Annotated in this window: 10 protein-coding genes; 5 read left to right on the forward strand and 5 right to left on the reverse strand. The window is 67.6% G+C overall.

Going from position 1 to position 14,242, the window contains the following annotated elements; genetic code table 11:
- Position 1 precedes the first annotated feature (1 nt).
- Positions 2 to 640, reverse strand: a complete 639-nt coding sequence (locus LX88_RS34685) for an ABC transporter permease (RefSeq protein ID WP_258952015.1) — start codon at positions 638 to 640, stop codon at positions 2 to 4.
- Entirely contained in the window at positions 637 to 1,719 is a 1,083-nt protein-coding gene (locus LX88_RS34690; protein WP_258952016.1) for an ABC transporter ATP-binding protein, read from the reverse strand. The genes LX88_RS34685 and LX88_RS34690 overlap by 4 nt, the downstream gene beginning before the upstream one ends.
- Before the next feature lie 132 nt (positions 1,720 to 1,851).
- On the opposite strand from LX88_RS34690, the gene LX88_RS34695 reads away from it, so the two are divergent.
- Positions 1,852 to 3,402: a bis-aminopropyl spermidine synthase family protein gene (locus LX88_RS34695; protein ID WP_258952017.1), complete on the forward strand. Its 1,551-nt coding sequence runs from the start codon at positions 1,852 to 1,854 to the stop codon at positions 3,400 to 3,402.
- On the opposite strand, the gene LX88_RS34700 is transcribed toward LX88_RS34695, so the two are convergent.
- Together LX88_RS34700 and LX88_RS34705 are read right to left on the reverse strand one after the other, a co-directional pair.
- The gene (locus tag LX88_RS34700; protein ID WP_258952018.1) at positions 3,364 to 6,540 is read right to left on the reverse strand and encodes a bifunctional diguanylate cyclase/phosphodiesterase; all 3,177 of its coding nucleotides are present in this window, start codon (positions 6,538 to 6,540) and stop codon (positions 3,364 to 3,366) included. The two genes, LX88_RS34695 and LX88_RS34700, sit on opposite strands and share 39 nt — an antisense overlap.
- A 225-nt stretch (positions 6,541 to 6,765) precedes the next feature.
- Positions 6,766 to 7,962: an NAD(P)-dependent malic enzyme gene (locus tag LX88_RS34705; RefSeq protein ID WP_258952019.1), complete on the reverse strand. Its 1,197-nt coding sequence runs from the start codon at positions 7,960 to 7,962 to the stop codon at positions 6,766 to 6,768.
- 332 nt (positions 7,963 to 8,294) lie between these two features.
- Here LX88_RS34705 and LX88_RS34710 point away from each other — a divergent pair, with 332 nt between their 5' ends.
- Positions 8,295 to 8,894, forward strand: coding sequence for a dTDP-4-dehydrorhamnose 3,5-epimerase family protein (locus LX88_RS34710; RefSeq protein WP_258952020.1), 600 nt, complete (start codon positions 8,295 to 8,297; stop codon positions 8,892 to 8,894).
- On the opposite strand, the gene LX88_RS34715 is transcribed toward LX88_RS34710, so the two are convergent.
- Positions 8,884 to 9,165 (reverse strand): S24 family peptidase, encoded by a 282-nt coding sequence (locus LX88_RS34715; RefSeq protein ID WP_308203476.1) that lies wholly within the window; start codon positions 9,163 to 9,165, stop codon positions 8,884 to 8,886. The genes LX88_RS34710 and LX88_RS34715 overlap by 11 nt on opposite strands.
- Before the next feature lie 96 nt (positions 9,166 to 9,261).
- On the opposite strand from LX88_RS34715, the gene sodN reads away from it, so the two are divergent.
- The 3 genes from sodN to LX88_RS34730 form a co-directional block, all read left to right on the forward strand.
- Positions 9,262 to 9,669, forward strand: coding sequence for a superoxide dismutase, Ni (gene sodN / locus LX88_RS34720; protein WP_030476597.1), 408 nt, complete (start codon positions 9,262 to 9,264; stop codon positions 9,667 to 9,669).
- 564 nt (positions 9,670 to 10,233) lie between these two features.
- Positions 10,234 to 10,569: a hypothetical protein gene (locus LX88_RS34725; protein ID WP_258952021.1), complete on the forward strand. Its 336-nt coding sequence runs from the start codon at positions 10,234 to 10,236 to the stop codon at positions 10,567 to 10,569.
- 430 nt (positions 10,570 to 10,999) lie between these two features.
- Positions 11,000 to 14,242, forward strand: a 3,243-nt coding sequence (locus LX88_RS34730) for a CHAT domain-containing protein (protein WP_258952022.1), incomplete at its 3' end; no start/stop codon positions are given.

Genomic DNA, 14,242 nt, shown 5'->3' on the forward strand with positions numbered 1-14,242 from the left:
CTCACCTCCCCACCCGTGCCCACGGCGTGAGCAGCCGTCCGACCAGCAACAGCAGTCCGTCCGCGAGCAGCGCCAGCACCACCGTGCCGATCAGGCCCGCGAGGACCTTGTCGGTGTTGTCGGTCTGGTAGCCCTCGGTGAAGAGCTGACCGTAGCCGCCGAGCCCGACGAGCGCGCCCACGCTCACCATGCTGATGTTCGACACGGTCGCGACCCGCAGGCCCGCGATCGTGACCGGCAGCGCCAGCGGGAAGTCGACGGTGAGGAAGCGGCGCAGGGGCCGGAACCCCATCGCGTTCGCCGCGGCGACGACGTTGCCCGGCACCGCGGCCAGCGCGTCCGCGACCGCGCGCACCATCAGCGCGACCGTGTAGACCACCAGCGGCACGATGACGTTGATCTCGTCGAGGATCTTCACGCCGATCAGCACCGGCGTGATCACGATGAGCGCGATGGACGGGATCGTGAACAGGACGTTGGCGAACGGGAAGAGGATCGCGCGCGCCGTCTGCGACCGGCTCGCCCACCACCCGATGGGGATGGCGAGCACGAAACCGATCAGCACCGGCACGACGGAGAGCCGGAGGTGCACCGCGGTGACTTCCCAGAACCTTTCCCAGTTCTCGAAAATCCAGGTCACTTCGGGACCTCACCCGCCGCGCGGGCCTTCGCGAGGGCCTGGATCACGTCACCGGCGTGGACCACGCCCGTGACCGCACCGGCGCCGTCGACGACCACGCCGAGCGCGGACGGCGAGCTGAGCGCCGCGTCGAGCGCGCCGCGCAACGTCGTGCCGTCGTAGAGCGAGCCGCCGGAGATCAGGTCCTTCTCGGCGACCTCGACCTCACCGTCCACACCGGACAGCCAGCCCTTCGGCCGGTTCTCCTCGTCGACGACGAGCGTCCAGTCGGTGATAGTGACGCGCTCGCCCAGCTTGGCGGTCGTGACGGGGTGCACGGGCACGTCCGCGTGCAGGAACGTGAGGGTGCGGTAGCCGCGGTCCCGTCCGACGAACGAGGCCACGAAGTCGTTGGCGGGTGCGCTGAGCAGCTCGGCCGGCTTCGCGTACTGCGCGAGGTGCCCGCCCGTCTGGAACACCGCGACGCGCTCGCCGAGCTTGAGCGCCTCGTCGATGTCGTGCGTGACGAACACGATCGTCTTGTCGAATTCCGCTTGCAGGCGAAGGAGTTCGTTCTGCAGGTCCTCGCGGACCACGGGATCGACGGCGCTGAACGGTTCATCCATCAGCAGCACCGGCGGGTCGGCCGCGAGCGCGCGGGCGACACCCACGCGTTGCTGCTGGCCGCCGGAGAGCTGCGCCGGGTAGCGCTTGCCGAAGTTCGCGTCGAGCCCGACGATCTCCAGCAGTTCCGCCGCGCGCGTGCGGGCCTTGCGTTTGTCCCAACCGGACAGAAGAGGAACGGTCGCGATGTTGTCGAGCACGGTCCGGTGCGGGAAGAGACCCGCCTGCTGGATCACGTAGCCGATGCCGCGCCGCAGTGTGGGCGGGTCGACTGTCAGGACGTCCTTGCCGTCCACGAGGATCGTGCCCGACGTGGGGTCGATCATGCGGTTGACCATGCGCAGGGACGTCGTCTTGCCACAGCCGGAAGGACCGACGAACACTGTGATGGTGCCCGCCTCGACCGTGAGGTCGAGCTCGTCGACAGCGATGGTCCCGTCCTCGAACCGCTTGGTTACGGCCCGGAACTCGATCACCCTTCGGATCCCTCCGGTCGTGACGACCACCCCGATTGGGCCGCCCTGGATGTAGATCCCAAAGACCTTAACTCGTTCGGCGTACCCCGGCACAGCGTTCCACTATGTGACGGCCCGTATGGTTTACCGCTTGTGACGATCGATCAGGTCCGGCAGTTGGTAGCAGAGCGCGGCGTGCACGCCCGCAAGCTCCGCGAGGTGTTGTCCCTGCTCTCCGAGGACTGGCACCCGCTGGCTGAACTCGTGCGCATTCCCGCTGTGCCCCGCCGCACCGTGCAGGACCTGCTCAAGGCCCTCGGCGACGACGCCGAATCTTCAGGCGATCGTTACCGCATCGCTCCCGGCCTGGTCGCCTCGTACCGCTCGGCCTTCGGCGTTTCGGGTGTCCGCGACCACACGGACGTGCTGCGCCAGATCCTCGTGGACATCGCCGACGTCCCGCCGCCGTTGTCCTCGTTGGACCACGTGCAGGCCACGGCCGAGACGGCGCTGAACCGCGCGGTGTGGCTGGACTCGGCGTACGACCTGACGGGCAGGCGCCTGCTGTGCCTGGGCGACCACGACCTGACCTCGCTGGCCGTCGCCGCGGTCGACCCGCACGTGTCGATCACGGTCGTCGACCTGGACGAGCGCCTGCTGGAGTTCATCGACTCGCGGGCCGCCGCGCGCGGGCTCGACGTTCGAACGTTGCACTGCGACATGCGTTTCGGGCTGCCCGCCTCGCTCCTCGAGTCGTTCGACCTCGTCTTCAGCGACCCGCCCTACTCGCCGGAGGGCATGGGGCTGTTCGCCGGCCGCGGCATCGAGGCGCTGGAGGACATCGCGTCGGGCCGTCTGCTGCTCGCGTACGGCTACTCGGACCGCACGCCTGCCCTCGGCCTGAAGGTGCAGCAGGAACTGCAGAAGCTCGGCCTGGTGTTCGAGGCGATCCTGCCCGCGTTCCACCGCTTCGACGGTGCGCAGGCCATCGGCTCGGCCGCCGACCTCTACGTGTGCCGTCCCACGGGCCGCCGCGCGGTGTCCGGTGGCACGCGGATCTACACGCACGGCGCGCAGTCGGTGGAGTCGTCCGGGCCGTCGCAGGAAGCCTTGGCCGCGTTGTCCGACCTCGCTCCCCGCCCGGAGTCCTCCCCGCCGCCGAAGCCCCGTCCGGCGGGCTGGGCCGAGCCGGTCGGCAAGGGCGCGGCCTCGCTGGCCGTCGACCTGTCGGCGGACCCCGGTCCGTGGCTGCTGCGCACGCTCCTCGCCTCGTCGCCCGCGCGGCTGGCGTGCCTGGTGCCGAACAACCACCCGGCGGTGTCGTCGGAGGCAGGGCAGAGGGAACTGCAGGAGCTGGTGGCGACCAGGTTCAAGTTGAAGTTCCTGCGCAACAACCCAGATGGCAAGACGACGATCGTCGTCGCCGATCAGGTGCTGACCGGCACGTTGTCGCTGGGCGAGCGCGCGGTCCGCGAGGTGCTGATGAAGGCGCACGGCAAGCTGCGCAACAGCTGGCGCGAGGCCTTGATCACCGCGTCGCAGGGCGTGCTGACCAAGAAGCAGGCAGCCGAGATCATCGACAACGCCCCGGTGGCGCAGGACGACCTCGAACTGCGGTTGATCGACCTGCCCAAGCACCGGATCGCGGCACTGCTGCCGGAGATCTCAGCCAGCGCGGGGTATGTGGAGCGGCCCGAGAGCTAGCACCGCGCGGAACTCCTTGGGCGGCACCGGGCGCGAGAACAACCAGCCCTGGTAGGCGTCCACGCCGACACCGCGCAGGACGTGGAACTGGGTGGCGGTCTCCACGCCTTCCGCGACGCACTTGCGTCCCATCGCACGCGCCATGTCCACGACGGCGCGGGCGACGGCGAAGTCCGAGGAGTCGTTGCCCACGCCCGAAACGAAGCGCCGGTCGACCTTGATGATCTGGGCCGGCAGGTCCTTCAGGCGGGCCAGCGACGAGTAGCCGGTGCCGAAGTCGTCGACGGCGAACTGCACACCGCGCTTCACCAGTTCGTCCATCGACTGCCGGACCCGGGACGGCAGGTCGACGAACGCCGTCTCGACCAGTTCCAGCACCACGCGTTCCCACGGGACGCCGGACTCCATGATCGCGGTCGACACGATGTCGACGAACTCGGGATCGCCCGGCACCAGGCCGGCGAGGTTCACGGCCACCGACACCGGGCGGCCGTCGGGCGCGGGCCAGGTCGAGGCCTCCTTCAACGCCGTCCGCAGCACCCAGCGGTCGAGTTCGCGCATCAGGTCGCCCTGCTCGGCGACCGGCAGGAACACGTCCGGCGGCAGCAGTCCGCGATCGGGATGCGGCCAGCGCACGAGGGCCTCGGCGGTCAGGATGGCGCCGTCGACGCCGACGACGGGCTGGTAGTGCAGCGCCAGGCCGTCGTTCTGCAGGGCCTCGCGGAGCTGGCCTTCGAGGTGCACCTGGCGGTCCGCGGACGCGATCAGCGCGGCCGAGGCCAGCGACACCCGTCCGGCACCGGCGCGCTTCGCCTCGAACATCGCGGCGTCGGCGAACCTGAGCAGGTCGGCACCGTTGGCGCGCGAGCCGTTCGGCACGGCCGCGCCGATCGAGGCCGAAACCCTGACCAGCTGGCCGTGCACCGGGACCGCGGTCCTCAGCAGGGACGCGACCCGTGTCGCGAGAGCGTCGACGCCACCCACGGCGTCGAGGTCCTCGGCGATGATCACGTACTCGTCACCGGACAGTCGGGCCGCGGTGCAGCCGTCCGGCAGGCCGCCTTCGAGGCGTCGCGCCAGGGCGACCAGGAGCTCGTCGCCCGCGTCGTGGCCGAGGGAGTCGTTGACGCGCTTGAAGTTGTCGATGTCGCAGAAGAGGACGGCGACCTTGGAACGGCCGGGGCCCTCCAGCAGCTTGCCGAGGATCTCCTTCACCAGCGCGCGGTTCGGCAGTCCGGTCAGCTCGTCGTGCGTGGCCTGGTGCCGCAACGCCTCGGCGGCGCGGCGGCGTTCGGTGATGTCCAGGAACACGATCAGCCAGAAGCGGCGGCCGTCGTCCTGCACGGACAACGCGATGTGCAGTTCGCAGTAGACCTTCTCGCCGTCCGGGCGGACGAGGATGCGCTGCGGGATCTTCTGCGTGCGCTCGGCGGCCCACTGCAGGCCGGGCGAGGTGTCCTCGGGGTGGGTGAGCTGTTCGGCGGTCATGCCGCGCAGCTGTTCCAGTTCCATGCCGAGCAGGTCGCACAACGCGTCGTTGGCGTCGACCAGGCGCTCGCCCTCGTCGAACAGGCCGATGCCCACCGGCGTCACGGACACGAGGTCGGTGAAGCGCTGCGAGGAACGCTTCATGCGCGTCTCGGCGGCACGTTGTTCGGTGACGTCCTGGGCGGTGCCGACGGCGAGCTGCTTGCCGTGCGCGTCGTGGACGATCATGCCGTGGCAGCGGAAGATCCGCATCGAGCCGTCACGGCGCACCACGCGGTGTTCGCACTGCACGGCGACCTCGTCGACGGCCAGCTGGCGCCACAGGTCGTCGACCCAGCCGCGGTCCTCCGGGTGCACGAGTCCGAGGTAGGTCTCGTAGTTGCCCACGGCTTCGCCCGCGATGCCGAAGAGCTCGCTCAACATGTCCGACCACACGACGGCGCCGGTCGCCGGGTTCCACTCCCACATGCCGAGGCGGGCGGCCTGCTGCGCGTCGGCCAGTCTCCGGCGGTCCTCGCGCATCTGGCGTTCCAGCGCACGCGCCTCGGTGACGTCCTGGATGGTGCCGTGGTAGCGCTCGATGCGGCCGGACGGCGCGATCTCCGCGCGCGCACGGCACATGTAGACGCGCTCGCCGACCTCGCTGCGGACCTCGACCTCGACCGGTTCGCCGTCGCTCGCGTGCAGCAACGAGTGGCGGATCGCCTTGACCGCCTCGCGGTCGTCCGGGTGCACGCCGCTGAGCAGGTCGTCGTCCGGGTGCATGCCCAGCTCGGCGTACATCTCCATCAGCACTTCACTGCGGTGCACGGCACGCGTGCCCGTCTCGTACGCCCAGCTGCCGATGCGGGCGATGCGCTGCGCCTCCAGCAGCCGCGCCCGTTCCTGGGCGAGGTCGGTGGCCGCGCGCTTCGAGTCGGTCATGTCGCGGATGTAGCCGGTGATCTTGTCCAGGCTGCCGGCGTCGTCCAGCCTCGCCTCGGCGACGCCGCGGATCCACCGCAGCTGGCCGTCCGGGCGCACGATCCGGTACTCGATGTCGATCGGGTCGCCGGTGATCTCGCGACCGTGCCAGTACGTCTCCACCATCCGGTAGTCGTCCGGGTGCACGACGTCGAGAACGGCCTGCGCGCCCGGCACGACGCTGCCGCGTTCGAGGCCGAGGAGCTCGTAGTGCGTGTCCGACCAGACGGTGAGGCCGGTCTGGGGGTCGAACTCCCACGAGCCCAGGTTCGCGACCCGCTGCACCTTGCGCAGCCGGCGCTGTTCGTCGCGCAGCGCGTCCGCGGCGGAGGCGAGGTCGGAGACGTCGATCAGCAGGACGGCCTGCAGTCCCGTGCCGGGAACGGCGTGCCGGGCGACGCGCACCGGCAGTTCGGTGCCGTCCGCGCGCAGCAGCCTCAGGTCGGCGGAGTTGCCGAGGAGCAGGTCACCGAGCGCGTGCCCGACCAGGTCGTCGGGGCCCTGCGCGACCGCGAGTTCCACGGCGGCGGGGTTCGCCTGCATGACGACACCCTTGGCGTCGACGAGCAACGACGGTGCGTCGGGCAGGGCCAACCCGCCCAGCGTCATCGGAGGTTTCCCGTTCTCCGGGACAGCCGTCCGTGCACGGCCGTTCACCACCGTCGCGCGTCCCACCCACTTGGGCACCGGCCCACCCTCTCCCGCATCCGCCGCCCGCGGCAATTCAGGTGGGCACGACAACGGCACCCGAACGGCGGCAAACACGAACCCTCTACTCGGGTGAACACCCGAGTAGAGGGACGGTAGCGCTTCAGAGCGTCATCGCCCACCCCTGCACGGGTTAACGAAAAGCCACGGTCGTGGTTCCGGTCTCCGTGAAGATGCAAATGAGTGGCGAATAGAAGGGTGTGATCAGGCGACTCCGTCAGCCTTCGCCGCGATGGCCACAGCCGCTGCGACCTCGGGTCCGACGCGCGGGTCCAATGCCGAGGGCACAATTCGGTCTGGGCCCAAATCATCCTTCGCGACCGCGAGAATGGCATCCGCGGCGGCGAGTTTCATGCCTTCCGTGATCCGTCGCGCACCCGCGTCGAGAGCCCCGCGGAAAATGCCGGGGAACGCGAGCACGTTGTTGATCTGGTTCGGGAAGTCGCTGCGTCCGGTGGCCACGATCGCGGCGTGCCGGGCGGCGACCTCCGGGTGCACCTCGGGGTCCGGGTTCGACAGCGCGAAGACGATCGAGCCGCTCGCCATGCTCGCGATCAGGTCCTCGGAGACCTTGGAGGACGAGACACCGATGAAGACGTCCGCGCCCCGCAGCGCCACGTCGATGCCGCCGTCGAGGTCGCTGGAGTTCGTGACCGCCGCGATCTCCTCCTTGACCGGGTTGAGCCCGGCCCTGCCCGCGCGGACGATGCCGCGCGAGTCGATCAGCGTGATGTCGCCGGCACCGGCGGCGATGAGGATCTTGGCGATCGCGATGCCCGCGGCGCCCGCACCGGAGATGACCACCCGCTGGTCACCGATGTTCTTGCCGAGCACCGTGTTCGCGCCGTTGAGAGCCGCCAGCGACACGACGGCCGTGCCGTGCTGGTCGTCGTGCATGACCGGGCAGTCGAGCGCCTCGATCAGCTTCCGCTCCAGCTCGAAGCAGCGCGGCGCGGAGACGTCCTCGAGGTTGACCGCGCCGAACGACGGGCGCAGTCGCACGAGCGTCTCGACGATCTCGTCCACGTCCGTCGTGTTGAGCACGAGCGGGATGGAGTCGAGGCCGCCGAACGTCTTGAACAGCGCGGACTTGCCCTCCATGACGGGCAGCGACGCGCTCGGGCCGATGTCGCCGAGACCGAGCACCGCGGTGCCGTCGCTGACGACGGCGACCAGGCGGTGCGCCCACGTGTACTTCGCGGCCAGCGAGGGGTCCTCGGCGATGGCCTTGCTCACTCGTGCGACACCAGGTGTGTACGCGATGGACAGCGCCTTCGGGTCAGCGAGCGAGGCGGTCGCGCCGACCTCGAGCTTCCCGCCCAGGTGCGCGTTGAAGATCTCCTCGTCCGTCAACTGCGTCGGATCGGAGTTCTCGATGCGGGCTTCGTTCACGGCTGTCACGGCGTCCCTCCTGCGGTGCGGGCGGCGTAGTGGCCCAGACATGGGCTCATCACCAAACGGCGCACCGGCCCAGCGTTGTCACGCCGGGTACACGGGGCCTGGAAACTCGGTCGATGCCTCCGACGAGTTGCGTCGCAGAACCGCCGAGAGCTGCGGGTGACGGGAAGTGTGGCAGGGTCGGGCGATGCTGTCTGCGGCGGGGATCACACTTTTTCCGCAGGTCAGAGGGCATGTAGCAAGACGTCCGTCCGGTTTTCTGCACCGACCGGTCAGTTTCTGCAGGCAGGAAGCACCCGATCGGTCAAGAAAGATTGACGCCTTAGAGTGACGGCATGCTGGCGAGTTCCCTGAAAATTGACGGCGCGTTCGAGTTCACCCCTCGGACATTTCCCGACGACCGCGGTGTGTTCGTCTCGCCGTACCAGGAGGCCGCCTTCGCGGAGGCGGTCGGGCACCCGTTGCGGGTCGCCCAGACCAACCACAGCGTCTCCCGCGCGGGAACGATCCGAGGCATCCACTACGCGGACGTGCCGCCGTCCCAGGCGAAGTACGTCTTCTGCCCGCGCGGCTCGTTCATCGACGTGATCGTGGACATCCGCGTCGGCTCGCCCACCTTCGGCCAGTGGGACGCCGTGCTGGTGAACTCCGAGAAGTGCAACGCGGTCTACCTCGCCGAGGGCCTGGGCCACGCGATGATCGCCCTCGAAGACGACACGACGATGAACTACCTCTGCTCCACCGTCTACAACCCGTCCGGCGAACACGGCCTGACGCCCCTCGACCCGGCACTCGACCTGCCGTGGCCACGCGAGCTCGAGTTCCAGCTCTCGGAGAAGGACACCGCGGCCCCCACCCTGGCCGAGGCCTACGAGGCAGGCGTGCTGCCGCGCTACGAAGACTGCCTGGCCCTGTACGCGTCCCTCAAAGCCTGAAACGGGGCCTCGGCCATAGTCGAGCTTTGACGACTCCGAGCACCTCCGCAGGTCCAAGGTGTTCGGAGTCGGTACTCGCGAACGGGTTGTCTCCCACCACGTGCCACCCCCCGTCCACTTCGTGGGAGGCACGCTTCACCGACAGCTGGCCGGGCCGACCAGCCCACCGCACCAGCACGACCTGCCCGGGCCGGGGCATCACACCCCACCTGACCAGCACGACGTCTTCGTCCCGCAGGGCAGGGACCATGGACGGACCCCGCACGAGCACGGTGGAGAGGCGCGGTCTCAACGATCACCCTTCGATCAGCCGGAGTAAGGTTCTACGCGTCGGAGCATCCACTGTTTTTTCATTCTGGGAGGAACGATGCGACTCGTGTCGCGCATTCTCCGCCCGCGCGTCGAAGCCACCGCGCACTGCGACCTGCCGTGCGGTGTCTACGACCCGGCGCAGGCCCGCATCGAGGCCGAGTCCGTCAAGGCGGTCCAGGAGAAGTACCAGGCCAACGAGGACCCGGAGTTCCGGGAGCGCGCTGTCCTGATCAAGGAGCAGCGCAGCGAGCTCGTCAAGCACCACCTGTGGGTGCTGTGGACGGACTACTTCAAGCCGCCGCACTTCGAGAAGTACCCCGAACTGCACGACCTGTTCAACCGCGCCACCAAGGCCGCGGGTGCGAGCGGCACGAAGGGGTCCATGGACCCGGCTTCGGGCCAGGCGCTCCTGGACCTGATCGCGCAGATCGACAAGATTTTCTGGGAGACCAAGCAGGGCTGAGGTCAGAGCCTCCTAAACGACGCTGACCAGCGAAAACCTCTCTCGTCGGTCAGCGTCGTTTGTCGTCTTTTGGGGTTGTTCCACGGCCCCGGGACGGCCCAGATAAGTCCACTTTGGACAATCTCTAGCTAGGCTGTCGCGACGATTCGCGCATGATCGAAGATTGACTGCGATTCGAACGCCTGTGCGATGGCGTCCGAGTGTGGACGATATGGCAGCAAGCAGCGCAGTTCGCCCTCAGGTGGACCTACTGCGCAAGCTGGCCAACCTCCACTCGGTTCGCCGTTGGCAAGATGGATGGCCACACTGTGCTCGTCAGCGACTGCTTGTCGACCGTCGAATGCCTACGGGTCTACGGCCCAGCAGCCCCGGACCTGATCTGCCGTCTCTTCCGCCTCAACCACTACGCGCTCTGCCCTTGGTCGGTATCTTGCAAGCAGCTGCGGGACCAAGGCGCAATTGAACGCAGTAGGACTCCAAGCGACTGAAGCTCGACCAGGACACGTTGCGGCAGACTGACGGTCGCTGAGGCTGCGACATGCGGGTACAAGCCACACTCAAGACATGGAGACCAAGCCTTACAGGGGCGGTGCGACCGTCCTGATCGGTGATCGCGATCTTGACTGCGAAGCAACGCTCGTCGCTAGAAGCGCGCCGCCTGAGACAGCGCAGTCGTTCAAGGGCAAGTCGCTTGTACCCGGCAACAACGCGCCCTCCGGATACAACTCATGGGAAGGCACACTGAAGTTCGACGACGAACAAAGTGCGTGGGATCTCTACAATTCGGACGAGACCTTCACGCTACGGATCGATCGCGAGAGTGACTTCTCGGCCGTCGAACTTCTGGCCGATGCAACGGTGCGAGTGGTGGGCGGCCACGGCGACATTCCTTTTGACTAGTGGCCTGAAGCTCCATCATGCGGCGTTTGGACACAGCACGCCTGGGTCATTCACCAGCGTAAATACGGAAGCGTGCTACAGCTGTCCCGTAACGGTCCCGGAGCATGCTGATTTTGGGCTGAGGGGCGACACGCCGCCCGGTGATGGCAGAGGGCTGGCTGCGATAGCCACCTGTTGCCATGGGCACACATCCGCGATACGAGGCGATGGCCACAACCCTCGCAAGTCAGCCGTCGCGAGATGGAATCGAGACTGCTAGCAGCGCTGACGTGATGGCTGATCGCTTGTCTCCTCGCGCCACAGGACTGTGGAACCGTACGTGTCGTCGTTGGGGGTGGAACGTTCTGCGCGTCAGTTGCGATTGGTTGGTACTGACGACGTAGTGAGGGTGCGGCAGGCGGGGTCTTGCCGTGAGGGGTGGCGGTGCCGGGTGAGTGGGAAGTCTGCTGCGTGTCGAGTCTTCATCTCGTATGCACATGAGTCGGAGGAGCATCGCGAGCTCGTCCGAGATCTGTGGATCTTTCTGCGAAGCGTGGGTGTCGACGCGGTATTGGATCGTTCGGCGGCTGAGCGTCGACAGGACTGGCCATTGTGGATGGCTGATCAGATCCGGGATGCCGATCACGTGCTGGTCGTGGCGTCTGCGACGTATCGGGAACGTGCCGAAGGGCGCAGCGGACCGGATACGGGTCGCGGAGTGCAGTGGGAGGCTCGGCTGATCCGTGACGCCTTCTATGCCCACTCGGACGGCTTGGATCGGTTCGTGCCGGTGGTGTTGTCCGGGCAGTCAGCAGAAGGCGTGCCAGACTTTCTCGCTCCGGCGTCAAGCACCGTCTATCACGTAACGGACTTCTCCCTGGCCGGAGCGGATGCGCTGTTGCGGCTGCTACTGAGCCAGCCTGCGGAGACCGTGCCGGATTTGGGAGCAGTGCCGGTCTTGGGGCAGCGCGATCACGCACTCACGACACCGGTGCTCCCTGCGCTACCTGTGCAAGCCTTGGACGGCCCATCGCTGCGGCATGACATCGCGCTGCACGTCAGTCCGGCCGACGGGGGTGGCGTGCGAACGGAAACGCTGCTCGCCGGGACCGTGCTCGGCCAGGTCACTGCCTCGCTGCCAGTAGGGCTGGGGTCGTGGCAGAGCGAGCTGGACAGGCCGTCAGGCCAGAACCGGCTGACCACGCTGGGCCAAGGTTTGTGGCGAGGGTTGCTGGACGAGCCGACTCGGCGGCGGCTGGTACAGCTGATCGATCACGGCCCGGTGGGCAGTGTGGTCGATGTAGTGGTGCACCTGGCCGAGGACCTGTCGTGGTTGCCCGTGGAGTTGCTGTGTCTGCCGGACGGGCGGCTGGTCGCCACGATGGCGGCAGTGCGGTTCTCCCGCATGCTGGCAGGGGTGGAGCAGGCGGCGACACCGCCATTGGCCGGACCGTTGAAAATCCTTGCCGCGGTGGCTGCCCCAGACGAGACCAAGACCACGAGCCAGCCTCTGGATGTCGAGGCGGAGATGCAGGCGCTGCTCGACGCGGTCTCCGATCTCGACCTGGCCAGTGCAGGCGCGCAGGTACGGATTCTGGAGGTGGCGTCGCTGGCCGAGATTGGCCAGGCGCTGGCGGCGGAGCAGTACCACGTGCTGCATCTGTCGGCGCATGGTTCGGCGCATACGGTGGAGCTAGAGGACGAGGACGGTTACCCCGAGGCTGCGGACGCCGGCGAGCTGGTGGCTGCGCTGAAGGCCGGAGAGAAGCGGCTGCCGCTGGTCGTGTTGTCCAGCTGCCATGGCGCTGAAGCCGGGACAGCTGGTTTGGCCGCGGAACTCGTGCTGCATGGCGCCGATCGGGTGGTCGCGATGCAAGCCGCAGTGACTGATCGCTTCGCCACAGCTCTGGCCCACGAGCTCTACCGTCAGCTGGCGGCCAGTCCTCAAGCCACAGTGGCACAGGCGTTGGCGGCCGCGCGGCGTGTGGTGAGCGACCGCGCGCAGAAGGAGTCTCGACGTTCTGGTGTTCTGCCACGGCCAGAGTTCGCGGTGCCCATCCTGTTGTGTGGTGGGCCAGATCTGCCGTTGCGGAATCCCGCGCTGACGGAGGTGCCCCTGAAGCGGAGCACGATGGCTGCGTCTGGAGCGGGAGTGCGGGAGTTGCCGCTTGGGCACCTGATCGGGCGCCGCGCACCGGTGCGGACAGCTATGGCGGTCCTGCGCGGTAACGCTGTCGATCGGGAACGGTTCGGCGATCGAGCAGGGGTGGCGGTCACCGGAATCGGCGGGATCGGCAAGACCGCCGTCGCCGGCCGGATCCTGGCCCGTGCCCGCGATCTTGGCTGGATGATCGCCGAACACATCGGCGCCTGGAACCCTTCCAGCTTGATCAGGTCAGTTGCCGACGTGCTCACAGACCCACATATCGCGGAGCTGTTGCGGGAGCCAGGCCGCGACGACGCAGCAAAGATGTCGCTCGTGCTGAGGATTCTGCAGCGAGAACGCCTGCTGGTTCTCTTCGATGACTTTGAACAGAACCTGACCGCCTCAGGAGAATTCGCCGATCCCGGCTTCGCCGAGATCTTCGCCCTGCTGTGCGGCACAACGCGTGCCGGCCGGATTCTCGTGACCTGCCGTTACCCGGTACCGGACAGCGAAGACGCGCTACTGAGGATCGACCTGCCCGCTCTGTCCCCGGCGGAGTTGAGCCGGCTGTTGCTGCGGCTGCCCGCGCTGCGCGAACTGTCCGCCGAGGACAGACGACTAGTCAGCAGGACGATTGGTGGTCATCCGCGGCTGATCGAGTTCCTCGACGTTCTCCTGCGCCATGGCACCGCGGCCAGCTTCCGGCACGTCACTGGCAAGCTGCGTGGCTTGGCTACCGCCGAGAACATCAACCTCTCTCCCAGCCGTGGCGTGGCCGAGGGCGTCAAGGAGGTGGTGAGGCTGGGGAGCCGTGACATCCTGCTCGACTCCCTCATCGGTCACCTCACCCCGCCCCAGCGAGAACTCGCCCTGCAGGCCGCACTGGCACGCGCACCCTTCACCATCCAGGACATCGCCCACACCCGGCACGGCTCCGAACCGGATTCGGCCCAACTGGCCGCTGTCACAGGCGACGTCGAACGGCTACGCGATCTGACCTTGTTGTCGGCCACGCCCGAGGATGAACTCGAAATGCATCCATGGGTCGCCTCCTCGCTAGCACGCCACCAGATTGAGAATGACCTGCTGACCCGACACCAGCGGGGAGCCGAGATGCGCATGCACCGCATCAACCACGGTCGCGGCGGATTCCACGACATCGTCGATCTGATCAGCCACCTCGCTGGATGCCGCAACTACGACAACGTCGTCGCCTGCGCGATGCAGGCTTGCGATCTCGTTGGCGGCGAGGTCGGCGTGTCTGCACTACTTGCCGAAGCAGTGCCCTTGATTCCCACTGATCACCCCAACTATCTCGCGCTGGCCGAAAGAGAATGCATCGCCCTCCAGGCGATCGGGCTCACCACAGCCACTAGCCACAGACTCCACAAAATGCTCGCCATCAGTGAGCAACGGGCCACAACCGATCCCCATAACGCCAAGTACCAACGCGACCTCAGCATCGGCCACAACCAGCTCGGCGACCTCGCGGTAACGCTAGGCGACACCACCACCGCCAACGAGCACTACCGCGCCAGCCTCGACATC

This window comes from Lentzea californiensis (assembly GCF_024648825.1).
Taxonomy (GTDB): Bacteria; Actinomycetota; Actinomycetes; order Mycobacteriales; family Pseudonocardiaceae; genus Lentzea; species Lentzea californiensis.